This is a genomic window from Stenotrophomonas sp. Pemsol, assembly GCF_003586545.1.
Lineage (GTDB): Bacteria > Pseudomonadota > Gammaproteobacteria > Xanthomonadales > Xanthomonadaceae > Stenotrophomonas > Stenotrophomonas sepilia.
This window is the reverse complement of sequence record NZ_CP025780.1, coordinates 4,301,818-4,327,125: the sequence shown is the minus strand read 5'-3', so window position 1 is coordinate 4,327,125 and position 25,308 is coordinate 4,301,818. Positions and strand designations below refer to the sequence as shown.

General features: G+C 67.1%; 24 protein-coding genes. 11 read left to right on the top strand and 13 right to left on the bottom strand.

The features are described 5' to 3' along the window. Window positions 1-3 precede the first annotated feature (3 nt). The 3 genes from PEM_RS19955 to PEM_RS19945 all read left to right on the top strand — a co-directional run bounded on the left by PEM_RS19955 (window position 4) and on the right by PEM_RS19945 (window position 3,143). Complete coding sequence (locus tag PEM_RS19955; protein WP_111128931.1) at window positions 4-1,371, top strand: M17 family metallopeptidase; 1,368 nt, start codon at window positions 4-6, stop codon at window positions 1,369-1,371. 135 nt (window positions 1,372-1,506) lie between these two features. Beyond that, entirely contained in the window at window positions 1,507-2,610 is a 1,104-nt protein-coding gene (locus PEM_RS19950; RefSeq protein WP_111128929.1) for a catalase family peroxidase, read from the top strand. Next, window positions 2,607-3,143, top strand: coding sequence for a cytochrome b (locus PEM_RS19945; RefSeq protein ID WP_065178987.1), 537 nt, complete (start codon window positions 2,607-2,609; stop codon window positions 3,141-3,143). The genes PEM_RS19950 and PEM_RS19945 overlap by 4 nt, the downstream gene beginning before the upstream one ends. Window positions 3,144-3,701: 558 nt before the next feature. Here the strand turns inward: PEM_RS19945 and PEM_RS19940 are convergent. The 3 genes from PEM_RS19940 to PEM_RS20570 are packed head-to-tail and all read right to left on the bottom strand — an operon-like array spanning window position 3,702 to window position 5,649. Continuing rightward, window positions 3,702-4,304, bottom strand: coding sequence for a response regulator transcription factor (locus PEM_RS19940; RefSeq protein WP_005420563.1), 603 nt, complete (start codon window positions 4,302-4,304; stop codon window positions 3,702-3,704). Further along, window positions 4,301-5,524, bottom strand: coding sequence for a sensor histidine kinase (locus tag PEM_RS19935; protein ID WP_111128927.1), 1,224 nt, complete (start codon window positions 5,522-5,524; stop codon window positions 4,301-4,303). Before PEM_RS19935 ends, PEM_RS19940 begins: the two co-directional genes overlap by 4 nt. Further along, entirely contained in the window at window positions 5,521-5,649 is a 129-nt protein-coding gene (locus PEM_RS20570; RefSeq protein WP_255313029.1) for a hypothetical protein, read from the bottom strand. The genes PEM_RS19935 and PEM_RS20570 overlap by 4 nt, the downstream gene beginning before the upstream one ends. A gap of 202 nt (window positions 5,650-5,851) precedes the next feature. Here PEM_RS20570 and PEM_RS19930 point away from each other — a divergent pair, with 202 nt between their 5' ends. The 4 genes from PEM_RS19930 to PEM_RS19915 all read left to right on the top strand — a co-directional run bounded on the left by PEM_RS19930 (window position 5,852) and on the right by PEM_RS19915 (window position 10,399). Beyond that, entirely contained in the window at window positions 5,852-7,099 is a 1,248-nt protein-coding gene (locus PEM_RS19930; RefSeq protein ID WP_111174938.1) for an efflux RND transporter periplasmic adaptor subunit, read from the top strand. A gap of 102 nt (window positions 7,100-7,201) precedes the next feature. After that, the gene (locus tag PEM_RS19925) at window positions 7,202-7,891 is read left to right on the top strand and encodes an ABC transporter ATP-binding protein (RefSeq protein ID WP_005420572.1); all 690 of its coding nucleotides are present in this window, start codon (window positions 7,202-7,204) and stop codon (window positions 7,889-7,891) included. A gap of 14 nt (window positions 7,892-7,905) precedes the next feature. Continuing rightward, a complete protein-coding gene (locus PEM_RS19920) occupies window positions 7,906-9,063 on the top strand; it encodes an ABC transporter permease (RefSeq protein ID WP_111128924.1) in 1,158 nt (385 codons plus the stop codon). A gap of 13 nt (window positions 9,064-9,076) precedes the next feature. After that, window positions 9,077-10,399 (top strand): ABC transporter permease, encoded by a 1,323-nt coding sequence (locus tag PEM_RS19915; protein ID WP_119706162.1) that lies wholly within the window; start codon window positions 9,077-9,079, stop codon window positions 10,397-10,399. A gap of 74 nt (window positions 10,400-10,473) precedes the next feature. On the opposite strand, the gene PEM_RS19910 is transcribed toward PEM_RS19915, so the two are convergent. Beyond that, on the bottom strand, window positions 10,474-10,773 hold the full coding sequence (locus tag PEM_RS19910; RefSeq protein ID WP_111128922.1) for a YrhB domain-containing protein: 300 nt from the start codon (window positions 10,771-10,773) through the stop codon (window positions 10,474-10,476). A gap of 358 nt (window positions 10,774-11,131) precedes the next feature. On the opposite strand from PEM_RS19910, the gene PEM_RS19905 reads away from it, so the two are divergent. Beyond that, window positions 11,132-13,957, top strand: coding sequence for a TonB-dependent receptor (locus tag PEM_RS19905; protein ID WP_119706161.1), 2,826 nt, complete (start codon window positions 11,132-11,134; stop codon window positions 13,955-13,957). Window positions 13,958-14,077: 120 nt separating this feature from the next. Here PEM_RS19905 and rarD read toward each other — a convergent pair whose 3' ends face one another. Both rarD and yedA read right to left on the bottom strand, forming a co-directional pair. Next, entirely contained in the window at window positions 14,078-14,974 is an 897-nt protein-coding gene (gene rarD, locus PEM_RS19900; RefSeq protein WP_065178981.1) for an EamA family transporter RarD, read from the bottom strand. Then, the gene (yedA, locus tag PEM_RS19895) at window positions 14,971-15,876 is read right to left on the bottom strand and encodes a drug/metabolite exporter YedA (protein ID WP_005420582.1); all 906 of its coding nucleotides are present in this window, start codon (window positions 15,874-15,876) and stop codon (window positions 14,971-14,973) included. Before yedA ends, rarD begins: the two co-directional genes overlap by 4 nt. A 223-nt stretch (window positions 15,877-16,099) precedes the next feature. Here yedA and PEM_RS19890 point away from each other — a divergent pair, with 223 nt between their 5' ends. Beyond that, entirely contained in the window at window positions 16,100-17,434 is a 1,335-nt protein-coding gene (locus tag PEM_RS19890) for an MFS transporter (RefSeq protein WP_005420583.1), read from the top strand. A gap of 31 nt (window positions 17,435-17,465) precedes the next feature. Next, window positions 17,466-17,798, top strand: coding sequence for a hypothetical protein (locus PEM_RS19885; RefSeq protein ID WP_240431628.1), 333 nt, complete (start codon window positions 17,466-17,468; stop codon window positions 17,796-17,798). Between the two features lie 127 nt (window positions 17,799-17,925). On the opposite strand, the gene PEM_RS19880 is transcribed toward PEM_RS19885, so the two are convergent. The 4 genes from PEM_RS19880 to PEM_RS19865 all read right to left on the bottom strand — a co-directional run bounded on the left by PEM_RS19880 (window position 17,926) and on the right by PEM_RS19865 (window position 22,529). Beyond that, a complete protein-coding gene (locus tag PEM_RS19880; RefSeq protein WP_053498772.1) occupies window positions 17,926-19,578 on the bottom strand; it encodes a M28 family metallopeptidase in 1,653 nt (550 codons plus the stop codon). A gap of 105 nt (window positions 19,579-19,683) precedes the next feature. Continuing rightward, entirely contained in the window at window positions 19,684-20,616 is a 933-nt protein-coding gene (locus PEM_RS19875; RefSeq protein ID WP_111128921.1) for an MBL fold metallo-hydrolase, read from the bottom strand. 110 nt (window positions 20,617-20,726) lie between these two features. Continuing rightward, entirely contained in the window at window positions 20,727-21,029 is a 303-nt protein-coding gene (locus PEM_RS19870; RefSeq protein ID WP_032954673.1) for a hypothetical protein, read from the bottom strand. Between the two features lie 204 nt (window positions 21,030-21,233). Continuing rightward, window positions 21,234-22,529 (bottom strand): tryptophan--tRNA ligase, encoded by a 1,296-nt coding sequence (locus tag PEM_RS19865; RefSeq protein WP_111128918.1) that lies wholly within the window; start codon window positions 22,527-22,529, stop codon window positions 21,234-21,236. A 108-nt stretch (window positions 22,530-22,637) separates the two neighbouring features. On the opposite strand from PEM_RS19865, the gene PEM_RS19860 reads away from it, so the two are divergent. After that, window positions 22,638-23,438, top strand: a complete 801-nt coding sequence (locus PEM_RS19860; protein ID WP_065185634.1) for a hypothetical protein — start codon at window positions 22,638-22,640, stop codon at window positions 23,436-23,438. Between the two features lie 73 nt (window positions 23,439-23,511). On the opposite strand, the gene PEM_RS19855 is transcribed toward PEM_RS19860, so the two are convergent. The 3 genes from PEM_RS19855 to rocF all read right to left on the bottom strand — a co-directional run bounded on the left by PEM_RS19855 (window position 23,512) and on the right by rocF (window position 25,162). Beyond that, on the bottom strand, window positions 23,512-23,733 hold the full coding sequence (locus PEM_RS19855) for a CsbD family protein (RefSeq protein ID WP_004153772.1): 222 nt from the start codon (window positions 23,731-23,733) through the stop codon (window positions 23,512-23,514). Window positions 23,734-23,940: 207 nt separating this feature from the next. Continuing rightward, the gene (locus tag PEM_RS19850; RefSeq protein ID WP_005407710.1) at window positions 23,941-24,078 is read right to left on the bottom strand and encodes an entericidin A/B family lipoprotein; all 138 of its coding nucleotides are present in this window, start codon (window positions 24,076-24,078) and stop codon (window positions 23,941-23,943) included. A gap of 163 nt (window positions 24,079-24,241) precedes the next feature. Beyond that, entirely contained in the window at window positions 24,242-25,162 is a 921-nt protein-coding gene (gene rocF / locus PEM_RS19845) for an arginase (protein ID WP_005420594.1), read from the bottom strand. Between the last annotated feature and the right edge of the window lie 146 nt (window positions 25,163-25,308).

Sequence of the window (25,308 nt, the reverse complement as noted above, 5' to 3'; positions counted from 1 at the left end):
CGCATGAGCGAGATCACTGGTTTCACCGCCGACACCACCGCGGCGCTGCCGCTGTACGTGCTGGACCGCGAGCAGTTCGCCGCCTGGAAGGACGGCCAACCGGCCGCCACCCAGGCCTGGCTGGCCTCGCAGGGTTTCACTGCCGGTGCGCACAGCGTGGCCCTGCTGCCCGGCAGTGAGGGCCTGGCCGGCGCGGTGATCGGTGTCGGTGATCGCGCCGATGCCTACAGCTATGCGCATGCGCCGCACGCGCTGCCGGAAGGCAGTGTCTGGCAGCTGGCCAATGAACTGCCTGCCGCCGAACATGCGCTGCTGCAGCTGGGCTGGGGCTTGGGCAGCTACCGCTTCGACCGTTACCGCAAGCGCAACCGCGCCCCGGCGCAGCTGGTGGCCGCACCGTCCGGCGAAGTGGCCGACCTGATCGCCGCCAGCCTGCGCGTGCGCGACTGGGTCAACACCCCGACCGAAGACATGGGGCCGCAGCAGCTGGAAGACGCCGCGCGTGCACTGGCCGATGCACATGGTGCGCAGGTCGAGGCGATCACCGGCGATGAACTGCTGAAGCAGAACTTCCCGGCCATCCACGCCGTGGGCCGCGCTTCGCACCGTGCGCCGCGCCTGGTGGTGCTGCGCTGGGGCAAGGAAACCGACCCGGCACTGGTGCTGGTCGGCAAGGGCGTGTGCTTTGATACCGGCGGCCTGGACATCAAGCCGGCCGACGGCATGCGCAACATGAAGAAGGACATGGGCGGCGCCGCGCATGCGCTGGCCCTGGCCGGCCTGGTGATGGCGCGCGGACTGCCGGTGCGCCTGACGCTGCTGGTGCCGGCGGTGGAAAATGCGATCGGTCCGGATGCGTTCCGCCCGGGCGAAGTGATCGCCACCCGCAAGGGCCTGAGCGTGGAGATCGACAACACCGATGCCGAAGGCCGCGTGATCCTGTGCGATGCGCTGACCTTCGCCGGTGAGCAGAAGCCGGACCTTGTGCTGGATTTCGCCACTCTTACCGGTGCCGCACGCATCGCGCTGGGTCCGGATCTGCCGGCGCTCTTCAGCAACGACGACACGGTGGCGCAGCAGTGGCTGCAGGCCGGCGACGCAACCCGTGACCCGGTCTGGCGCATGCCGCTGTGGCGGCCCTACCTGCGCTATCTGGGCAGCGGCATTGCCGACCTGGCCAATGCCGGTTCGCGCATGGCCGGCTCGGTGACCGCCGCGCTGTACTTGGAACGCTTCCTCGAAGACGGCCAGCGCTGGGCGCACCTGGACGTGTACGCCTGGAACGACGGTGAACGCCCGGGCCGTCCGGCCGGTGGCGAAGCGCTGGCGCTGCGCTCGGCGTGGGCGATGTTGAAGGCGCGTTACAGCTGATCGGGTGGGTGCCGGCCTTGGTCGGCACGCCGTCCCCGGCAAACTTGACGAAAATTTGAATACCGGGCCTGGAAGGGTTCTGCGAGGATGTGTGGGTCGACCACCCACACGCTCCGTGAAGGCAGGACTCCGACCATGTCGCTCTTCGGCTACACCCGTGCCGGCCAGACGCCGGGCGCACCGCGCAAGCATTCCCCCCTGCTCTGGATCGCGCTGATCGCGCTCATCCTGGGTACCGTGGCGCTGGCCTTCGCCTGGCTGGCCGGCTGGATGGGCGACCGCCTCACCGCGCAGCGCTTCACCGACACCATCGAGGCCACCGGCCCGGCCCATCCGGGCTTCCGCCGTGCACACAGCAAGGGCGTCTGCGTAAGCGGCTGGTTCGAACCCAGCGCGCAGGCCCCTACCCTGTCCAGTGCCCGGGTGTTCTCGCAGACGCGTGTGCCGGTGATGGGCCGCCTGTCGATCGGTGGCGGCGACCCCTACGGCGCCGACAACACCGCACGCGTGCGCAGCCTGGCGGTGCAGATGGTCAGCGATGATGGCCAGGAATGGCGCATGGCGATGAACAGCTTCCCGTTCTTCGCGGTACCCACGGCCGAGGCGTTCTACGAGCAGACCCGCGCCTCGATTCCCGACCCGGCCACCGGCAAGCCGGACCCGCAGAAGATGGCGGCAGTGCTGGCGAAATACCCCAGTGCGCAGGCGTTCCAGCAGTGGGCGAAGACAGCGCCATGGACCAGCAGCTGGGCCGACACCACTTTCAACAGCGTCAACAGTTTCTGGTTCATCAATGCGCAGGGCCAGAAGCGTGCGGTGCGCTGGCGCTGGCAGCCGCTGGCGCCGGTGGTGGAGATGGATGCGGAAGCGCGCAAGCAGGCCAGCGTCGATTTCCTCAGCCAGGAACTGCAGCAGCGCCTGGCCAACGGCCCGGTGCGCTGGAACCTGGTCGTGACCACCGCCGAGCCCGGCGATGCCATCGATGATCCGTCGGTACCGTGGCCCGAGTCGCGTGACCAGGTAGTGGCGGGCGTACTCAGCCTGGACCGCATGCAGTCGCAGGAAGAAGGCGCCTGCGGCCAGATCAACTTCGATCCGCTGATCCTGCCCAGTGGGGTGCGCGGCAGTAATGATCCGATCCTGGCGGCCCGCTCGGCGGTGTACTCGCAGTCCTTCAACCGCCGTGAACGCGAGCGCGCCGCCGGCAATGTCGAACAACCGAAGGAGGCCGCACGATGAGCACCGGCAACGGCCACTTCAACCTGCTGGCGCGGGTGCTGCACTGGTCCATGGCGCTGATGATCGTCGCCATGCTGTTCATCGGCGTGACCATGGTCGCCTCGCTGCACCTGCGTCCCGCGCTGATCGACCTGCACCGCCCGCTGGGCATCGCGATCCTGTTGCTGGCGCTGCTGCGCCTGTACAACCGGCTGCGCCATCGCCCACCGGCGCTGCCTGCCGACCTGCCGGTCTGGCAGGGGGTAGCGGCCAAGGCCTCGCACTGGATGCTGTACGCGCTGATGCTGGCGATGCCGTTGATCGGCTGGGCAATGCTGTCGGCCGGCGGATACCCGATCGTGTTGTGGGGAGGGCTGCACCTGCCGCCGATCGTGCCGCACACCCCGGCGTTGTATGCCGCCTTGCGCAATGCGCACAGCCTGTTGGCGTATGTGCTGTTCGCCACGGTGCTGATGCATGTGGGTGCGGCGTTGTTCCACCTGTGGGTGCGTCGCGACGGGGTGTTCCAGGCGATGGCGCGCGGGAAGAAGTGATGATCGGGTTCGCCGGGAGTTCCCGGCGAGTTGTTTCCGCGACCGCAGGGGGGTGTTACTTTCTTTGCTCGTGCAAAGAAAGTAACCAAAGAAACACGCCGCCAGAACGCGAGCCGGCGCTATGCGCCGGTACCCTGCGCTTCTCGGTGAATCAGGGGCCGGCGCCGAACTCGCTGCGCTCAGACATCGGCGCCTCTGCGCCCCTGATTCCCCTGCGATGCTCGGCTCGCTAAAAGGCGGAACCAACGTCAAAGGCAGAAGCTGCACCCAGTAGATCCACGCCATGCGTGGATGCTCTTGCTGTTGATCTTGACCTTCAAGTCCGCCTTGAGCGAGCCGAGCACCGCAGGTCCGGCGAGGGCGAAGAGGTGCGGGTGTCTGAGCGCAGCGAGTTCCCGCACCGTCCCTCGACGGACCGAGGAGCGCAGGGCACCGGCGTGCGAAGCGCGCCGGCTCGCGGCCGGCGGAGCGTTTCTTTGGTTACTTTCTTTGCGCGCAAAGAAAGTAACACCCACCCGCGGTCGCGGAAACGACATCACCAGGAAAGGCAGGCCGCCCCTACAGCCACCCCTTCTGCCGCGCCAGCCGGTACGCCTCGATCCGGTTGGCCACGCCCAGCTTGCCGATGCACTCGGACAGATAGTTGCGCACTGTGCCGTGCGACAACCCCAGCTGTTCGGCGATCTCGCTCGCGGTGCGGCCCTCGCCCGCCAGCCGCAGCACGCGACGCTCGCGGTCGGTCAGCGGATCGGCCTGCGACCACGCATCCAGTGCCAGCTGCGGGTCGATCGCGCGGATGCCCTGCTTCACCTTGCGCAGTGCCTCGGCCAGGTTCTCGGCCGGTGCGTCCTTCAGCAGATAGCCCAGCACGCCCGCTTCCAACGCACGGCGCAGGAAACCGGCGCGGGCAAAGGTGGTCACGATCACCACCTTGATCGGCAGCTCGTGACGCGCGATGCGCTGTGCAAGCTCCAACCCGGACAAGCCCGGCATCTCGATGTCGGTCACCAGGATGTCCGGCTGCAGCTGCTGCAGCATGCGCCACGCGGTTTCGCCGTCGGCGGCGCTGCCCAGCACTTCGATATCCGCTTCCAGGCCCAGCAACGCCGACAGTGCGCCGCGTACCATCGCCTGGTCTTCGGCCAGCAGGATGCGGATCATGCGGCACCGTCCTGCACCAGCGACGGCGGCACGCCTGGCGGCAGCGGTGTGGTCGCGGCGGCCAGTGGCACGCGCACGGTCAGCACCGTACCCTCACCCCTTGCGGACTGCACCTGCAGGCTTCCACCCAGGGCGGCCACGCGTTCGCGCATGCCGCACAACCCATTGCCCTCGGCCTGCACGCCGCCACGACCATCGTCGCGGATCTGCATCGCCAGCATGCGTCCCTCCAGCATGAACTCCACCCGTGCCTGCGTCGCCTGTGCGTGGCGCACGATATTGGTCGCGGCCTCGCGCAGCACCAGCGCCAGCCCACGTTCGACATCCACCGGCATCGCCGGTGGGGGTGCGTATTGAAGGTGGACCTGCTGGCACTCCAGCAGCAGCCGCGCCGACGCCAGCTCACCGGCCAGGTCACTGGCGCGGATGCCGGTGACCGCGCTGCGGACCTGCGCCAGCGCCTCGCGGGCGATGGCCTCGGCCTCGCCGATCTCCTGTCGCGCGCGTCCATCACCGCGGTCGTGCAGCTTGCGCGCCAGTTCCAGCTTCAACGTGATCAACGACAGGGTGTGGCCGAGCAGGTCGTGCAGATCGCGGCCGATGCGTTCGCGCTCGGCGGTGGCTGCGAGCCGCCGCACCTCGTCCTGCGAAAGCTGCAGTGCCGCATCCTTCTGCTGGTTGAGTGCCTCCACGTTCACGACCAGGCCGACGATATAGGACACGGCGGGGATCCAGACCAGGCTCTGCCACGGGTACTGGAACAGCAGGGCGAGGCTGCAGAACAGGAGGTTCAGACCAGTGAGCTGCAGCAGATACTGCCACCAGCCGCCGCGACCGCTCACCCGCAGCAGCACGCAGCCGAACACGAAGTAGGTCAGCCCGGACGGGTACCAGGGCAGCAGCACCAGCGACATCGCGATCAGGCCCAGGGCATAGCGCGGGGCGTGATGGCGCGGCGCCACCATCACCTTGGCGTACAGCAGCAGGAACACCGGATAGCTGGCCAGCGTCAGCAGCAGCCAGCGCAGGGTGAAGCCATGGCCAAGCAAGGGCGTCAGGAAGATCCACACTGACCACAGCAGGTGGATTGCCTCGCCCCAGGGGGACTTTCCCCGGCGCAGCGTATCGGCCACCGCCGAGTCGGGCGCGGGGCGCAGCAGCGAGGCAAGCCAGATGGACGGCACGGGCGGTTCCAGGCGGGGACGATCGCCGCCGATCATGCCAGTTCAGCCGCCTGCGCGCAGGCGCCACCGTCGGCTGGGCGGCACTGGCGCAGCCGAGCGCAGATCACGGTACGCTTGGCGGCGCCGCTGCGGCGGGCCGGCAATAGGGCGATCGGATCCATGGGCGGTACCGGTAGCGGAGACGTTGCCATCCTGTGCCGTCGTGGTCACATTTCGCAGTTGCCGCCGTCAGTGTCATCGGATGACAGCTGTCACTGCCGTCATCGCTGTGCCTGCCTTCATGCTGTGCCGCACGCTCCACCGCCGGAACCGCCGTCGTCCGCGCTTCCGGCCACACCCGCCCGAACGCCTGTGATGGAACGAATGAACGCTTCTGCCGAGCTGTTGAAGGAACTCCGTATCGACCGCAAGTCGCCGCCGCCGGCCTCCGGAGGCAATGGCGGTGGTCGCCGCTGGTTGTGGATCGCGATCATCGTGGTCGTGCTGCTGGTCGCCGCGGCCGTGGCCTACCTGTTCGGCCGCGCACCGGCCGTAGAGGTGGAAACCGCTCCCGCCGTGGCCATCCAGCAGGGCAGCGCCAGCAGCTCGGTGCTCGACGCCAGTGGCTACGTGGTCGCCCGGCGCATGGCCACGGTATCGGCCAAGATCACCGGCAAGGTGCGCGAGGTGATGATCGAAGAAGGCATGCGGGTCGAGGCTGGCCAGGTGATGGCCACGCTCGACCCGATCGATGCCGACGCGCAGCGCAGCCTGTACGCCTCGCAGCTGCAGGCCGCACGCAGCCAGGTCGCCGGGCTGGAGGCGCAGCAGAGGCAGGCCGCCGCCGAAGCCAGCCGCCTGCAGGCGCTGGTTGGCCAGCAGCTGGTCTCGCGCTCGCAGTACGACCAGGCCGTGGCCCAGCGCGACAGCCTGCGTGCGCAGCTGGATACCGCGCAGCGCAACGTCAAGGTTGCCAACGATCAGCTGGCCATCGCCGATCTGGGCGTGGACAACAACATCGTGCGCGCGCCGTTCTCCGGCGTGGTCACCGCCAAGGCGGCGCAGCCCGGCGAGATCGTTTCGCCGCTGTCGGCGGGTGGTGGCTTCACCCGTACCGGCATCGGCACCATCGTGGACATGGACTCGCTGGAGATCGAAGTGGAGGTCGGCGAGGCCTTCATCGGCCGCGTGCAGCCAAAGATGCCGGTGGAAGCCACGCTCAACGCCTACCCGGAATGGAAGATTCCCGGCGAGGTGATCGCCATCATCCCCACCGCCGACCGCGGCAAGGCCACGGTGAAGGTGCGCGTGGCGCTGAAGGTGAAAGACCCGCGCATCGTGCCGGAGATGGGCGTGCGGGTCAGCTTCCTGGAACAGGCGCAGCCGCAGGCGGCCGCCAAGCCGCAGGGCGTGCGCGTGCCGGGCGGCGCCGTGGTCCAGCGCGACGGTGCCTCGGTGGCCTTCGTGCTGGGTGACGGGAACCGCGTTCAGCAGCGCACGGTCGAGGCCGGCCAGGCGATGGGCAAGGACCGCCAGATCCTCAAGGGCGTGAGCGCAGGTGAGCCGGTGGTGGTGAACCCACCCGACACGCTGCGCGATGGCGCCAAGGTGCAACAGAAACAAGCGCAGTAACGGCCTGGCGCCCGTGGGCGCGGCCGGCAGCATCGCTCGACGCACGCCTGCGGCCACCGCAGGTGCGCTTCCCCGTTTCCCGCTTCCCGTGGAGAACCACCCATGTCGACCCTGGTTTCACTGCGCAACATCACCAAGACCTACCAGCGTGGCCCCGAGCAAGTGCAGGTGCTGCACGGCATCGACCTGGACATCGCCAGCGGCGACTTCGTTGCGCTGATGGGCCCGTCCGGTTCGGGCAAGACCACCCTGCTCAACCTGATCGGCGGCCTGGACAGCCCCACTGGCGGCGAGATCAGCATCGAGGGCGAGCGCATCGACCAGATGAGTGGCGGCCAGCTGTCGACCTGGCGCAGTCACCATGTCGGCTTCGTGTTCCAGTTCTACAACCTGATGCCGATGCTGACCGCGCAGAAGAACGTGGAACTGCCGCTGCTGCTGACCCACCTCAGCGCGGCGCAGCGCCGCCGCAATGCCGAGATCGCGCTCACCCTGGTCGGCCTGGCCGACCGCCGCAGCCACCGCCCGAATGAACTGTCCGGCGGCCAGCAGCAGCGCGTGGCGATCGCCCGCGCGATCGTCTCCGATCCGACCTTCCTGATCTGCGACGAACCAACCGGCGACCTCGACCGCCAATCGGCCGAGGAGATCCTCGGCCTGCTGCAGCAGCTCAACCGCGAGCACGGCAAGACCATCATCATGGTCACCCATGACCCGAAGGCCGCCGAGTACGCCACGCACACGGTGCACCTGGACAAGGGCGAGCTGGCCGACGCGCCGCTGGCCCACTGACGGAGGCCACAGCGATGAAATACTTCTCGTTGGTGTGGGCACAGCTGTTCCGCAGCCGTACCCGCACCCTGCTGACCCTGCTGTCGGTGGTGGCCGCGTTCCTGCTGTTCGGCATGCTCGATTCGGTGCGGGTGGCGTTCTCGTCGGGTGGCAGCGTGGAAGGCGCCAACCGCCTGGTGGTGGCGTCGCGGCTGTCGATCACCCAGTCGCTGCCGATCCGCCTGGAAACCCAGATCCGCCAGGTCGCCGGAGTGCGCGACGTGGCCTATGGCATGTGGTTCGGCGGCATCTACCAGGACCCGAAGAACTTCTTCCCCAACTTCTCGGTGTCACCCAACTACTTCGATGTCTACCGCGAGCTGCAGATCGATCCGGCACAACTGGAGGACTGGAAGCAGACCCGCACCGGCGCCATCGTCGGCGAAACCCTGGCCAAGCAGTTCGGCTGGAAGATCGGCGACACCATCCCGCTGCAGGCGACGATCTTCCCGCGTGGCGGCAGCAACGACTGGCCGCTGGTGCTCAAGGGCATCTACCGTTCCAAGGACCGTGCGCTGGCCGCCAACGAAGAACGCCAGTTGATGATGAACTGGAAGTACTTCGATGAATCCAACGACTACATCAAGAACCAGGTGAGCTGGTACACGGTGACGCTGGACAACCCGGACCATTCCTCGCGGGTGGCACAGGCGATCGATGCGATCTCGGCCAACTCCGACCACGAGACCAAGACCCAGACCGAATCGGCGTTCCAGCAGGCCTTCGTCAAGCAGTTCGCGGATATCGGCATGATCGTCACCTCGATCATGGGCGCGGTGTTCTTCACCCTGCTGCTGTTGACCGGCAACACCATGGCGCAGGCCGTGCGCGAGCGCGTGCCGGAGCTGGCCACGCTGAAAACGCTGGGCTTCAAGGACAGCACTGTGCTGACCCTGGTGATGGTGGAGTCGGTGCTGCTGATCGGCCTGGGCGGCCTGATCGGCATGGGCCTGGCCGCCCTGATCCTGCCGGCCATCGGCCCGAAGAGCATGGGCATGCTGCCGCCGCACGTGCCGACGCCAACCTGGCTGATGGGGCTGGGCCTGATCGTGGTGATCGGCATCATCGTCGGCCTGTTGCCAGCGCTGCGTGCCAAGCGCCTGAAGATCGTCGACGCACTGGCCGGTCGCTGAGGAGAACACAGACATGTTCAAGAGCAAACTCAAGAAGTGGCTGGGCAACGGCGTGACGGTGCTGCTGCTGGCGGTCGGCCTGGTGCTGTGGATCAGCCTGCCGTGGATCGGCGTGCTGGCCGTGGCCGTGCTGGTGGCCCTGTGGTTGCTGCTGACCCGCGGTGGACGGCTGGCGTTGGCCGCCACCCGCATCGGCGTTGCCAGCCTGCCGCAGCGCTGGGGCGCGTCCTCGGTGATCGTGGTCGGCATCGCTGGCGTGGTCGGCGTGCTGGTGGCGATGCTGGCGATGGGCGAAGGCTTCCAGGCCACGCTCAACAACACCGGCGATGACACCACTGCCATCGTGCTGCGCGGTGGCTCGCAGGCCGAGACCAACTCGGTGATCACCCGCGAACAGGTACCGATGCTGTCCACCCTGCCCGGCATCAGCCGCGATGCGCAGGGCCGGCCGTTGCTGTCACCGGAACTGTCGCAGGTGGTCAACCTGGTGTCCAAGTCCGATGGCACCGACGTCAACGCGCAGTTCCGCGGCGTCGGCCCGCAGGCATGGGCCGTGCATGACAAGGTCAAGATCGTTGAGGGCCGCAAGTTCGCCACCGGGCTGCGCGAGATCGTGGTCGGCCAGGGCGCCAAGGGCCAGTTCCGCGACATGGAGGTCGGCAGGACGCTGACCCTGGGCAACCAGGCCTGGACCGTTGTGGGCGTGTTCGCCACTGGCGATGCGCATGATTCGGAACTGTGGACCGACGCCGATACGCTGGCCACCACCTACCAGCGCAGCGCCTGGCAGTCGATCAGCGTGCGTACCGATGGCAAGGCCGGCTTCGATCAGTTCAAGGCGGCCGTCGCTGCCGACCCACGCCTGAAGCTGGACGTGGAAACCACCCGCGTCTACTACAGCAAGCAGGGCGGCGGGCTGACCAAGCTGATCGACATTCTGGGCAAGGTGATCGGCACGATCATGGCGGTCGGTGCGGTGTTCGGCGCGCTCAACACCATGTATGCGGCCGTGGCCACGCGCGCCCGCGAAATCGCCACCATGCGTGCGATCGGCTTCCGCGGCCTGCCGGTGGTGACGGCCGTGATGCTGGAAACGATGCTGCTGGCGCTGCTCGGTGGCCTGCTCGGCTGTGCGGTTGCATGGCTGCTGTTCAATGGCTACAGCGTGTCCACCATCGGCAGCAACTTCAGCGCGGTGGTGTTCAAGTTCCACGTATCACCGGAACTGCTGTGGACCGGCCTGAAATGGGCACTGGGCATCGGCCTGGTCGGCGGCCTGTTCCCGGCGCTGCGCGCGGCGCGTTTGCCGATCACTACGGCGCTGCGCGAAACCTGAGCGTCATGCAGCGGTGGACTGCGCATCACGCAGGGGGACGGAGCGAAGGCTCCGTCCCTTTTTCGTTGCTGAACTCAGGCATCCATCGCCGCAACATCGGATGGTGGGTGCCGCAGGGCCAAATGCCGGCGAACAGCCTCCTCCGGCGCGTACGCCGTGCCCAGCGCGTGCTGCTCACCCGTATGCCTGTCGACGAAGATCGGGCCATTGCCGGCCAGTGCGTCCGAGATCTCGCCGGATTGCAGGTAGCGCAGCGACTGGAAGCAGAACAGCCAGCCTTCGACCATCTCATGCTCGTGCGTGATGGCAACCGACTCATCGTCGCTGGCAAGTGCAGCCTGCACGCGACGGCGTGCTTCGTCGAGCTGGATCATTCCTTCGCCTCTTGTTTTCGATGACAGCGCGAAGAGCATTTCATGCGGGTGGATGCATCGCAACGGATAGGCACCTGCGTACAAGTGCGCACTGCGGCGTGTTGTCACAACCGCTCAAGCGTGGCGGTTCTGTGCCGCTATCGATGCCTCTACTCATCGCAAACGCAGCGCGCGTGACGCTGCGCACAGTGCATCTGTGGATTGTTGGTTGCGATTCATCTTCGCGCACTTCCAGCGGCGTCGAGACAAACAGTCACGAATGGAAACATTCTAGAATCGCGCCCCCCACGTTGGTTTGCAGCACCCCACGCGCCCATAGAACGGGCGCATGTTTTTACTGAAACACGAGATTTCACGGATGTCCCTGAAAACCAATCCGCTGCGCAACGCGATCGTCATCGCGCTGGCCGCCAGCTGCACCACCCCCGCCTTCGCACAGAGCGCCGGCGATACCCCGACCAACCTCGACCGCATCGAAATCACCGGCTCGCGCATCCGCCAGGCCAGTGTCGAAACCGCACAGCCGGTGGTCGCGCTCAACCGCGCCGAGATCGAGAAGAAGGGTTACGTCAACGTCGCCGACATCCTGCAGGACATTCCTGCCGCCGGTGCGCCGAGCATGAGCCGCGCCTCGTCGCTGACTTCTTCGCGCGATTTCGGCGGCATGTACGTCAGCCTGCGCAACCTTGGCCCGGAACGCAGCCTGGTGCTGATCGACGGCCGCCGCATGGGCGTCAGCGCCGGCGGCTACTCCGACCTGGCCTCGATCCCGTCGTCCATCGTCGAGCGCGTGGAAGTACTGACCGACGGCGCCTCCGCGCTGTACGGCTCCGATGCCATCGCCGGTGTGGTCAACATCATCACCCGCAAGAATTTCGATGGTGGCGAGGCCAGCGTCTATGTCGGCCAGTACGGCCAGGGTGACGGCCAGAAGCGCGCATACAGTGCAACCTTCGGCAAGACCTTCGAGCGCGGCTGGTTCAGCGTGGGCGCCGAGCGCACCAAGGAAGACGAGGTGCTGGGCAAGGACCGCGAGTTCAGCCGTTACACCAACGGCCCGCGCCACCCGAACGATGGCCTCAACGGCAACACGCCGTGGGGCTACGTCACCGTCGGTGGCAAGAACCTGACCGTGGGTCCGGGCGGCGACCCGAGCAAGGCCGGCAACTTCCATGCGCCGGACCCGGCCGATGGTGCCAACACCAAGTCGAACATGAGCCTGCTGACCGGCCTGGAGCGCACCTCGGTGTTCGCCAACGGTGGCTTCTCGATCACCGACAACCTGCGCATCGTCGCCGACGCGCTGTACAGCAAGCGCGAGTCGACCAAGCACCTGGCCGGCTACCCGTACTCGGTCAGCGCCGCGCAGGCCCGCAATGGCAGCCGTGCCGCCCTGTCCAAGGACAGCGCGTTCAACCTGTGGGGCCAGGATGCGCTGTTCGCGCACCGCACCGAGGAGCTGCCGCGCGGCACCGAGAACAACCTGGAAACCAAGCGCGCCAGCATCGGCCTGGAAGGCAGCTTCGAAACCGGTTCGCGGTACTGGGACTGGAACATCAACTACATGTACAACCGCAACGAAGGCGAGCGCATCGGTACCGGCAGCATGTACCAGCCGCACGTCAACCTGGCCGTCGGCCCGTCCTTCATGGACGGCAACGTGGCCCGTTGCGGTGCGCCGGGCGCGGTGATCGCCGGCTGCGTGCCGTGGAACCCGGCTGCCCCGATGGGTTACACCGGCCCGGGCTCGCTGAGCAACCAGGACGTGCAGGACTACCTGTTCACCCGCTTCGTCGACAAGATGCAGAGCACCACCAAGGTCGCCAGCGGCAACATCTCCGGTTCGCTGTTCACCCTGCCGGCCGGCGACATCCTGGCCGCGATGGGCTTCGAGCACCGCAGCGAGGAGGCCAGCTACACGCCGGACATGAAGGTGCAGAAGGGCGAGATCGCCGGCACCAGCGGCCAGCCGACCCGCGGCAACTACTCGCTCAACGAGGCCTACCTGGAACTGCAGGTGCCGTTGCTGGCCGACCTGCCGTTCGCCCGCGAACTGTCGCTGGACGTGGCCGGTCGCTACTCGGACTACAACAACTTCGGTTCCACCACCAACAGCAAGTTCGGCCTGAAGTGGAAGCCGATCGACAGCCTGCTGGTGCGCGCCACCTACGGCACCGGCTTCCGTGCGCCGACCGTGGATGACCTGTATGGCGGCACCGTCAGCAGTCGCGACTCGTTCACCGACCCGTGCGATACCTCCTTCGGCACCGCCGCCAGCAGCCCGGCCGTCGCTGCCCGTTGCCAGGCGCTGAAGGTGCCGGCCAACTTCCGCCAGCTCAACAGCGATGGCAGCGTGGCCACCAAGCCCGGCCAGCAGGCCACCACCGATTTCAGCTCGGGTTCCAACCCGGACCTGAAGCCGGAAACCGCCAAGACCTGGACCGTGGGCCTGGTCTACAGCCCGGACTTCGTGCAGGGCCTGGACGTCAGCCTGGACTGGTGGAAGATCCGCATCGACAACGCCATCGTCGGTGAGTCGGCCACCAACATCCTGGAACAGTGCTACGTGCAGGGTTCGGATGCTGCCTGTGGCCGCTTCACCCGTGGCAGCAACGGCCAGGTCAACTCGCTGGACCGCTCGCTGGTCAACGCGGGCTACCGCGAAACTGCCGGCTATGACATCAACGTGCGTTACCGCCTGCCGGAAACCGCGTTCGGCAAGTTCGCCGTCAACTGGAACACCACCTACACCGATTATCTGGAGCAGCGCAACGACAGCGCCGCCACCACCCCGGTGGAACAGCGTACCGGTTGGGCGGGCGACTTCCGCGTGCGCTCCACCTTCAACCTGGATTGGCAGTATGGCGACCTCGGCATCGGCTGGACCGCGCGCTACTACTCCAGCATGAAGGAGAAGTGCTCGTACATGGACGAGTGCAACATGCCGGGCTTCAACTCGTCGTACACCAGCGCCTCGCCGACCAACAAGGTGGGCTCCAACACCTTCCACGACCTGCAGGTGCGCTACAGCCTGCCGTGGGATGGCACCGTGTCGCTGGGCGTGAACAACGTGTTCAACCACCAGGGCCCGATCATGTACAGCCAGCCGAACAGCAGCTTCACCTACTACGGTGGCTTCGACATCGGCCGCTTCATGTACATGAAGTACCAGCAGCGCTTCTAAGCCTGCAACCGCGTTCCCGCCACGGCCATCCCTCTCTCCTGGCCGTGGATGGAAGCAGAACGGCGCCCCTCGGGGCGCCGTTCTTTTTTGCGTGGAAGCAGGGTCGGATCCCCGCCGGCGCTAGCGCTTGGCGCGCATCGTGCGGATGTTGTCGCCGACGAACAGCACCAGGCCAGCCCAGATCGCTGCAAACCCGATCGCCTTGGCAGTGTCGAATGCCTCATGGAAGAAGAACACACCCAGCAGCAGCTGCAGGCTCGGCGCGATGTACTGCAGGATGCCGACCAGCGACAGCGGAATGCGCTTCACGCCGTAGGCGAAGCCGATCAGCGGTACTGCGGTGACCGCGCCGCCGAAGATCAGCAGCAGGTCGTTGCGCCAGCCCCAACCATGGAAGAACGCACCGCCGTGGCCGTTCTCGGCCCAGATCGCAAACGCCAGCGCCGGCAGGAACAGGTACATGCTCTCCACGCCGAGGCCGGCCACCGGGTCGACCGAGACCAGCTTGCGCAGCAGGCCATACAAGCCGAACGAACAGGCCAGGCCCAGCGCGATCCACGGTGGCGTACCTGCATCGATGGTCAGCCAGGCCACGCCCACCGCCGCCATTGCCACCGCTACCCACTGCAGCCGGCGCAGCCGTTCCTTCAGCACCAGCACGCCCAGCAGCACGTTCACCAGCGGGTTGATGAAGTAGCCCAGGCTGGTCTCGATGACATGACCGGCGTTGACCGCCCAGATGTACAGGCCCCAGTTGAACGCGATGGTCAGGCTCGACACCAGCAGGATCGGCAGCGCGCGCGGCTGCGCGGCGATCTTCCGCCACCAGCCCAGGCGCGCACTGATCAACAGCCAACCCAGCACCAGCACCGTGCTCCAGATGATGCGGTGGGCGATGATCTGGAACGAGGGCACCTCGTTGAGCAGGTGCCAATAGACCGGCACCAGGCCCCAGATCACGAAGGTGGATGCAGTGACCAGCAGGCCCCGGCGTTGTTCTTTCTCGTCCATGCTCACTTCTTTCTCGTCCTTGCCATTGTCAGCACCACCACACCCAGAAGAATCACCGCCATCGCCAGCAGGTCGCGCCAACCGAAGCGCTCACCGTTGAGCAGCGCGCCCAGCAGCACCGCGATCACCGGATTGACATACGCGTAGCTGCCCGCGAGTGCCGGGCGCACGTTCTGCAGCAGCCATACGTAGGCAGTGAACGCGACGATGGAGCCGAACACGCACAGATAGGCCATCGCCAGCAGGCCACCGGTATCGGGCAGCGTGGTCGGGCGCTCGCCCACCGCCAGGCCGATCAGCACCAGCAGCACGCCGCCGCAGATCATCTGCCCGGCCGCGGTCATGAACGGACCCGGCAGGTCCAGGCCGCGTGCCCACACAGAACCGAACGCCCAGCCGATCGGCGCGATCAGCAGCAGCACCAGCCCGGTCGGCGAGCCGGTCAGGCTGCTGCCGGCGTTGAGCCAGACCACGCCGAGGAAGCCGATGGCGATGCCCAGCCACTCACCACGGCTGGCATGTTGCCCGCGCAGCGCCGAGAACAGCGCCATCCACAGCGGCACCGAGGCCACCGCCGTGGCGGCCAGGCCGGAGGACACCTCGCGCTCGGCCAGCACCACCATGCCGTTGCCCAGCACCAGCATGGTCACGCCCATGATGACCAGGTTGCGCCACTGCCGCAGCGTCGGGTTCGGCAGCTTCCAGAACAGGCGCAAGGCCAGGAACATCAGGCCGCCGGCAATGATGAAGCGGCTGCCGGAGACCATCGTCAGCGGCAGTGCGCCGCCGTGCAGGGCCTTGGCGATGCCCAGATAGGTCGAGCCCCAGACCACGTAGACCAGCAGCAGTGCCAGCGCGACAAGGCCACCCCGGGGGGCAGCCGCAGACGAAGAGGGGGGAGCCGACATGACACACCAGGGAGCCGGGGGAAGGCGGATTCTAGGACGTTTTGAGTATGGTCCGGGACCCCATACGGTGGCACGCTGTCATCCATCCATGCACCCTGCTCTGGTCTGCTACCCCGTATTGACGGCCGATGCAGTACCAAGAGGGCTGCCCGGCCGCGCCGCCCCAAGGCCGGACGCCGTTTTCCCTGCGCACGGACGCGCCGCATCGAGGATTTCCACCCAGATGAGCACCACGTCCCAACCTGTTGTCCCCGCGAACGACCGTGCCGCTTTGCGGCGGTCGATCTCCAACACCCTCAAAGGCTCCGCCGGCAACCTGGTGGAGTGGTATGACGTCTACGTGTACTCGGTGTTTGCCGTGTACTTCGAATCGCAGTTCTTCTCGCCGGACGACAAGAACTCCACCCTGTACGTGTGGGCGATCTTCGCGGCGACCTTCCTGATGCGCCCGATCGGCGCCTGGTTCTTCGGCCGCTTCGCCGACCGCCACGGCCGCCGCCTGGCGCTGACCGTCTCGGTCACGTTGATGGCGCTGTGCTCGTTCCTCATCGCCATCACCCCCACCGCCGCCAGCATCGGCATCTGGGCCGCCGTGATCCTGTTGTTCGCACGCCTGCTGCAGGGCTTCGCCACTGGCGGCGAGTATGGTGCCAGCGCCACTTACATGTCCGAGGCCGCCATTCCGGGCCGTCGCGGCTTCCTGTCCTCGTTCCACTACGTCACCCTGGTCGGCGGCCACGTGCTGGCCCAGCTGACCCTGCTGCTGATGCTGACCTTCTGGGGCAAGCCGGAGATCTCCGAGTGGGGCTGGCGCATCGCCTTCGGTATCGGTGGCATCGCTGCGGTGGTGGTGTTCTGGCTGCGCCGGGGCATGGACGAATCGCTGTCGGAGTCGTCGATCGAGGCCGCGCGCGAGGGCAAGGCAAAGAAGTCCGGTTCGATGTATGAGTTGTTCGTGCACCAGTGGCGGCCGCTGCTGCTGTGCTTCCTGATCACCGCTGGCGGCACCGTGGCCTTCTACACCTACTCGGTGAACGGCCCGAAGATGATCCAGAGCGCCTTCGCCGGCAACGACCCGATGACCGGCACCCTGATCAACCTGGGCGTGCTGGCCTTCCTGATGGTGCTGCAACCGGTCGGCGGCTGGCTGTCGGACATCATCGGCCGCAAGACCCTGCTGGTGTTCTTCGGCGTCGGCGGCGTGCTGTACAGCTGGTACCTGATCACCCAGCTGCCGCACCAGCATGACGCCACCCTGGCCTTCCTGACCCTGGCGCTGGCGTTCGTCATCCTCACCGGCTACACCTCGATCAACGCGGTGGTGAAGGCCGAGCTGTTCCCCACCCACGTGCGTGCACTGGGCGTGGGCCTGGGCTATGCGCTGGCCAACTCGCTGTTCGGCGGCACCGCCCCGCTGCTGTACCAGGGCGCGCTGAAGACCGGCCACGTCGACTGGTTCGCCATCTACGTGACCGCCACGATCGCGGTATCGTTGGTGGTCTATGTGTTCTTCCTTACCAACAAGGGCCCGAACTGGCTCGACGGCACCCGCAAGTAAGCGCGTTGCCGTGATCGCGGCCACTGGTGCAATGCCGGTGGCCGCTACGTCTCCCGCCACCGCGCTGATGTGGATCGCGGTGACGCTGGCCGCAGCCACGGCATTGGCCTGGGTGCTGCGCCGCCCCAACGCGCAGGCCACGTGGCCGCGCACGGGGTTCGGGGTCGCCCTGCTGGTGTTCTGCGCCGCGCTGGCGCTGCAGCTGGCGATGGACCTGGGCAGCGGCCACAGCTCGCTGCACCTGCGGCTGCATCGCGGTGTCAGTCCGGCACCCCTGGTTGGCCTGCGCACGATGGTGGCGTGCTATCTGGCAGCGCTCGTCGCCGGCGGCTGGGGCGCGTGGAAGCTGCTGCGCCGGCGCTGACGAACACCCGGTCGTGCCGGCCGCTGGCCGGCAACTCAACATTCCTTTGGTAGTGCCGGCCGCTGGCCGGCAACCTCATGAACCTCCGGAAAGAGCAGGGAGTTGCCGGCCAGCGGCCGGCACTACCTCAGCGGCGGGCCGCTTCGCTCTTGTCGCGCGCGCCGCGGAACTCCGATTCCTTTTCCCACGTCGGCCAGCGGCGGCTGTTGGCCAGCTCGGCACCCAGGTCGTAGACCAGCAGCGTGTCGGCAGCGTGGCCGCTCGGGTCCCAGCTCGGCGTCCAGGCATCACAGGCCTGGTGGTAGCAGTCGGCGAAGTACTTTTCGCGCAGCGCGCGGCCGCCTTCAACGCCACCGTCCAGCTTGTCCAGGCCCGGGCCGATGGTGATCGCCGGCACGCCCAGGCGGGCGAAGGCAAAATGATCGGCACGGTAGAAGAAGCCGGCTTCCAGGTTCGGGTCCGGACTGTAGCTGCGGCCACGGGCCTTGGCCACGCGCTCCAGATCGCCTTCCAACGACACCCGGCCCTTACCCCATGAAGCAATGTCGCGGGTCGGGCCATCCGGGCTGAACATCTCGATGTTCAGCACCGCAGCGGTCTTGTCCAGCGGCGCCAGCGGGTGCGCAGCATAGTAGCTGGCCCCCAGCAGGCCCTTCTCTTCAGCGGTCAGCGCCACGAAGTACAGCGTGCGCTGTGGCTGCGGGCCGGCAGCGAACACCCGACCCAGCTCCAGCACCGTGGCCACGCCGGTGGCGTTGTCGATCGCACCGCGGCGGATGCGGTCCCCCTTGGCGTCGGGCTGACCGATGCCGAACGCATCCCAGTGCGCGGAGAAGATCACGGCCTCGTCAGCATGTTCACCACCGGGCAGCTTGGCGACCACGTTGCGGGTCACCACCTGCTCGCGCTTGAGCGCGAAATCCACGCTCAGTTTCGCGTTGTCCAGTGCCACCGGGCGGAAGTCGGCACGCATCGCCTTGCGCTTCTCCGCATCGAAGTCGAGGCCGGCGTCGGCGAAGATCGCCTCGGCCAGCTCGCGCTGCATCCAGCCGCGCAGCGGGGTGTGCTGCGCCATCGCTTCGGCGTGGCCGCGCTCGATGTCGAACAGCGGCGAAGTGCCCGAGCTCTTTACCGTGGCCCAGCCATACGCGGCCGGCGCGGTCTCGTGCACGATCAGCACGCCTTCGGCACCCCGGCGTGCGGCTTCCTCGAACTTGTAGGTCCACCGGCCGTAGTAGGTCACCGCCTTGCCATCGAACGCGCCCGGCGCGTCGGCCTCGAAGTCGGCGTCGTTGATCAGCACCACGGCGATCTTGCCGTGCAGGTCCACGTCCTTGTAGTCGTTCCAGTGGCGTTCCGGTGCGTCGATGCCGTAGCCGACGAACACCAACGGTGCATCCTTGATCTGCACGCGCTTGCGCGGCTGCAGGCTCTGCAGGGTCACGTCCACGCCATTGGCCAGCGCACGCTTGCCCTGCTTCAGCGACAGGCTGGCCTTGGCCTCACCCTCCAGCTGCGCGCGCACCAGCGGCACTGGCTGCACCCAGCTGCCGTCCACGCCGCCCGGCTGCAGGCCATAGCTGCGGAACTGCTCGATCAGGTACTGCACCGTGCGCTCTTCGCCCTCGGTCGCCGGTGCGCGGCCCTCGAACTCATCCGACGCCAGCACACGCACATGCCGCGACAGTGCCTGCGGATCGATGCCGCCACCCGGCAGGTCGTTGGCCGCATGGGCCAGGCCACCGACAAACAGGCAGGACGACAGCAGCAACACGCGCATCGGATTCACGGCAGTACCACGGCTAGCTTGGAAGTCACCAGAGTGTAACGTGGTCGTGACATCACGGCGCAGCCTGGGCCCACGTCATCCACGCAGGGCGTGACTCTACCTGCTGATGCGGTCCAGCCAGCAGGCCAGGCCCTGTGCGTTGAGTTCGATGTCCATCGCCAGCACGGCAATCACCGCCGCATCGTCCAGCGCACAACCATGCTGCTGCGCCCGTTCCAGGTACAGCGCCTGCAGTGCCGCCAGCAGGCAGCGGTGGCGGTCCGGGCGGCCATCGCACTGGCGGCCGATCGCGGCCATCGCATCGATCTGCTCGAACAGGTCCGCAGCCAGTTTTTCCACCTGCTGCACGCGCCCATAGTGGGTCAGGTACATCGCCTGCGGGGCGTAGCCCAGCATGCGTCGGATCGAGGCCTTCATCGCCTCCGGGTCGAACTGCACCGGCGAGGAAGTCGGGAAGATGAAAGCGCCCTGCGCGCTGTCCAGCTCGCGGTAGGAGATGCCGAACGTATCGCCAGTGAACCAGCTGCGGCTGCGCGCATCCCACACGCAATAATGGTGCAGTGCGTGGCCCGGCGTGTGCAGCAGCACCAGTTCGCGGCCAGCGAGATCGATGCGGTGGCCGTCTTCGGCCACCACCACGCGGTGTTCGGGAATCGGCTCGATGCGGCCGTAGCTGCGCGCGATCTCCTCGGCGCCGTACACCGCCGTCGCACCCGCAATCAGCCGGGTCGGGTCGATCATGTGCGGCGCACCGCGCGGATGCAGCACCGCCTTTGCGTTGGGCAGCTGCTGCATCAGCAGTCCGGCGCCGCCGGCGTGGTCCAGGTGCACGTGCGTGAGCAGCAGCCAGTCCACGGCATCCACGCCCAGGCCAGCGTCCACCAGCGCCTGCAGCATCGCCGGCACAGACAGGCCGGTGCCGCAGTCGACGAAGGCCGCGCGGCCGTTTTCAACGATCAGGTAGGCCGCGTCGAAGTCCGGGCGCTGGAAGCCGGTATCGATGGTGTGGATGCTGGGATCGGCGGTCATCGGCACGCACCTGGCAGTCTCGGAAACAGACGCCCATGGTAGGCGCGCAGGCGGTCCGGGTTCGATGCGGCTTTGGTCGGGTAGTGCCGGCCAGCGGCCGGCACTACCGATCAGCCAGAGCGCAATCCGAACCGCGGCCGCAGCAGCAACGCCAGCACCAGCACCGCCAGGAACGCGCCATAGGCATACAGCACCGCCAGCACCTGCGGCCAGATCGGGCCGGCGCCGGGCTGCACCACGCCAATGCGGTAGCCCCACAGCATCGACACGATGCTCAGCGCGAACGCCACGACCAGGGTGGTGCCATCGAACAGGCGCCGCCGCGCGCTGCGCGGCTGGCGCGGAAACAGCCAGTACAGGCTGCCCAGCAGCAGGAACCAGGGCAGGAACAGCAGCAGCGACAACCAGGCCATCGCAGACTCCATGTCATCGCGCCAGAGGCGCGCGGACATCATGCCATGGGTGCTGTGCCACGGTCGTGCCGGCGGGGGTCTTCCCTGTAGAGCCGAGCCCATGCTCGGCTGGGTAGCAAAGCAGCCGAGCGTGGGCTCGGCTCTACAGAGGCGGAGCCGGGTCGAGCATGGCTCGACTCTACAAAGGGCAGGCAGGCCCGGCGATCAGGCCGCTTCGCGCAACGCAGCCAGGGCGGCCAGCACGGCGTCCACCTCGGTTTCCAGCTTGAACAGCTCGCTCTGCAACTGGTCGCCCTGCTCGGCCTGCTTGATCACCGCAATCAACTGGCCGGCATCGCGTGGCGAATCGAAGCCTTCGCTCTGGATCAGCAGCGTGCCGTCACCGGCGGTCAGCTTGAAGTAGAAGCGGCCGTCCTTTTCGCGGTACTGCTTGAACTGCGGCGGCGCCACGCGGGCCACGCCGGCATCTTCGCTGGCGATGTCACCGGCACCGGACAGGTCACGCAGGCCCACCGCATGGCGCAGCTCGTCCAGCAGCGGTGCCGCCAGCTGCTCGCGCAGCTGCTGGCCACGGCGCTTGAGCAGCGCTTCGATCTTCTCCGGCTCGGCCATCAGCGCGTTGTAGCGCTCGCGCAGCGGCGACAGCTCGCTGTCGATACGCTCGAACAGCTGCTGCTTGGCGTCGCCCCAACTGATGCCGGCGGCGAAGGCCCTGGCGAATTCCGCGGTCTGTTCCGGCGTGGCGAACGCCTGGTACATCTGGAACAGCGCCGAGCCTTCGGTGTCCTTCGGCTCACCCGGCGCGCGCGAGTCGGTCAGGATCGAGAACACCAGCTTCTTCAGCTCCTCGCGCGGCACGAACAGCGGAATGGTGTTGTGGTAGCTCTTGCTCATCTTGCGGCCATCCAGGCCCGCCAGCGTTGCCACCTGCTCATCGATCACCACGTCCGGCAGCGGGAAGTACTCCTTGCCGTACACGTGGTTGAAGCGCTGGGCGAAATCGCGCGCCATCTCGATGTGCTGGATCTGGTCACGGCCCACCGGTACCTGGTTGGCCTTGAAGATCAGGATGTCGGCGGCCATCAGCACCGGGTACATGAACAGACCGGCGCTGACGCCTGCGTCCTCGTCCACGCCTTCCTCGCGGTTCTTGTCCACTGCCGCCTTGTAGGCGTGCGCGCGGTTGAGGATGCCCTTGCTGGCGATGGCGGTCAGGAACCACATCAGCTCGGTGGTCTCGCGGATGTCGCTCTGGCGGTAGAACCACACGTGTTCCGGGTCCAGGCCGCAGGCCAGCCAGCTGGCCGCGATCTCCAGGGTCGCGCGCTGGGTGCGCTGCGGGTCCTGCGACTTGATCAGGCTGTGCAGGTCGGCCAGGAAGAAGAAGCTCTCGATCCCCGGCGCGCGGCTGGCCGCGATCGCCGGACGGATGGCGCCAACGTAGTTGCCCAGGTGGGGCGTGCCGGAGGGGGTGATGCCAGTAAGGACTCGGGTCGTCATGACTGCGTGGGGTAACCTTCGATGAACGGGGCCAGTTTACCTTGCACGCCACCAACCCCGTCAGGGCCTGCGGCGCGTTCATTCACGCAACCCCGCTGGAGACGCCCGATGAAACGCCTGCTGCCCCTGCTGCTGATCCTGCCCCTGGCCGGTTTCCGCCCGGCTCCCCTGCCGCCGCCGGTGTACGACGGCGGCCCCGTGCGCATGGCCCTGGTCGACCGCGACCGCGGCACCGAACTGCGCAGCTACCCTGCCGACGGCCAGCGCTGGGTGGCCGGCGAGCGCGGCCACCGCTACGCCGTGCGCCTGTACAACGACAGCCCTCGCCGGGTACTGGTAGTGCTGTCGGTGGACGGCGTCAACGCCATCTCCGGCGAGGATGCCGATCCCTCGCAGACCGGCTACGTGCTCAATCCCGGCCAGCGCGCCGACATCACCGGCTGGCGCAAGAGCCAGGACGAAGTGGCGCAGTTCGTGTTCAGCAGCCCCAGCGGCAGCTATGCCAGCCGCACCGGCCGCCCGGACAACATCGGTGTGGTCGGCGTGGCCGTGTTCGAGGAAGCGCGTCGCTGGCGCCCCGAGCCGATCCTGCGCCGTGGCCTGCCGCCGCCGGCTCCAGCCGCACAGGCCGAAGCGGCGGCCGACGCCAGTGCCAGCCGCATCGAGGGTTACGCCAGCAAGTCGCAGGCCCCGGCGCTGGGTACCGGCCATGGCGCACGCGAGCAATCCTCGGTACGCGACACCGACTTCGAACGTGCCAGCCGCAGCCCTGCACAGGTATTGCAGCTGCGCTACGACAGTGCCCGCAACCTGCGTGCGCGCGGCATCCTGGTCGATGCGCCCTCGCGCCTGCCGCGCGAACCGCAGGCGTTCCCCAACCGCTACGTGCCGGACCCTCCGGCCCGCTGATCGTCCCGCGCAGACAACACGACGCCCGCAACCTCACGGTGCGGGCGTCATGATGCGGGGGAAACCGAAGCGCTTACTTGTAGTCCGGGTAGTCCTTGCTCACCGCGTCCTGGAACTCACGCACTTCCTTCTCCGCGCGGTCCTTGGCCCAGCCATAACGTTCCTGCAGGCGGCCGGCCAGATACTCGGCATTGCCTTCGGCCACATCGAAGTCGTCGTTGGTCAGATCGCCCCACTTGGCCTGGGCCTTGCCCTTCAGCTGCGACCACTTGCCGGAAATGATGTCTTTGTTCATTGCTGGGAGTCCTTGGTTGCAACGGCGTTCTTACCGTGGCTCCAGCTTCGCGCAGTCGTTGTTGAGTACCGGTCAACCGGCAATGAAATGCACGCTCACCTGCTTGAATGGTTCACTACGCTTCGACACGTACGCTGCAGAGAAACGCGCAAGCAAAAAGGCCGGGGAGATCCCCCCGGCCTTTTTGCTTTCCGTTCCACTTCAGGCTCAACGGCCCTTGGCGGCATCCTCAACCTTTTCACCGGCCTTCTGCACGTCCTTGCCGGCACCGGCCACGGTGTTGCAACCGGCCAGCAGGGCCACCGAGAACATCGACAACAGCATCAGGGCAACTACGCGCTTCATGGGCTTCTCCTTGGGTTCGCCGCTATACCGCTTCATTCGCGGATGGGATTCTTTCGCTCGGCGGGAGGGCACCAATGCCCACTGCCGCCGCGTGAAGTGCAATCTGGCGGCAGGGGCGTGGAGCGGGCGTGAACGGTTCGGCGATCCGTTCAGCAGGGGGCGGTCAGTCGCGCATCAGGGTGGACTTGCCGAACAGGCTTTCCACCAGGTCCACGGCCAGTTCGGCGGTGGCATTCTGCTTGTCCAGCAAGGGGTTGAGCTCGACGATGTCCAACGAACCCATGCGCCCGGTGTCGGCGATCATTTCCATCACCAACTGCGCCTCGCGGTAGTTCACCCCGCCCGGCACCGTGGTGCCCACGCCCGGCGCGATGCTGGGGTCGAGGAAATCCACATCGAAGCTGACGTGCAGGTGGGTGTTCTCATCAATGCCGGCCAGCGCCGCTTCCACGGCACGCTTCATGCCGTTCTCGTCGATGTAGCGCATGTCATAGACATCCACCTTGTGGGTCTTGATCAGGCGCTTCTCTTCCGGGTCCACCGAGCGGATGCCGATCTGGTGCATCTGCGCCGGGGTGATCGCCGGTGCGCTGCCGCCCAGACGGGTCAGCGCGTCCGGGCCGAGGCCGCACAGGCAGGCCACCGGCATGCCGTGGATGTTGCCCGACGGCGTGACATCGCTGGTGTTGAAGTCCGAATGCGCGTCCAGCCACAGCACGCGCAGATTCTTCCCCTGCTCGCGGCACCAGCGCGCGACGGCGGTGATCGAACCGATGCCCAGGCAATGGTCGCCACCGAGCATGATCGGCATGCGCCCGGCCTGCAGCTCGGCGTAGCTGGCTTCCATCAGTGCGCGGTTCCAGGCCACCACCTCATCCAGGTGGCGGTAGCCCTCCACCGGCGCAGTCCACGGGTTGCGCGGGCCATCCAGGTTGCCCACGTCGCGCACGTCCACGCCGCGCGCTTCCAGCGCCTCCGGCAGGCCCGCCACGCGCAGCGCCTCCGGCCCCAGCCGTGCACCGCGATGGCCCGCACCGACATCGGTGGGAACGCCAATCAGGGATACGGAAATGGGATGGGCCATGGGTGCCTCCTGCGGTGCGGAAAAAGAAGCACAGTCTAGCCAGAGCTGTGTGACACCACTCGCGGCGGTGCAGCAGGGCATGGGTCAGATCGCCGCGGCCTGGCAGCCGTATCCGGTCAGGCATTCCAGCGCTGGGTCGTCAGGAA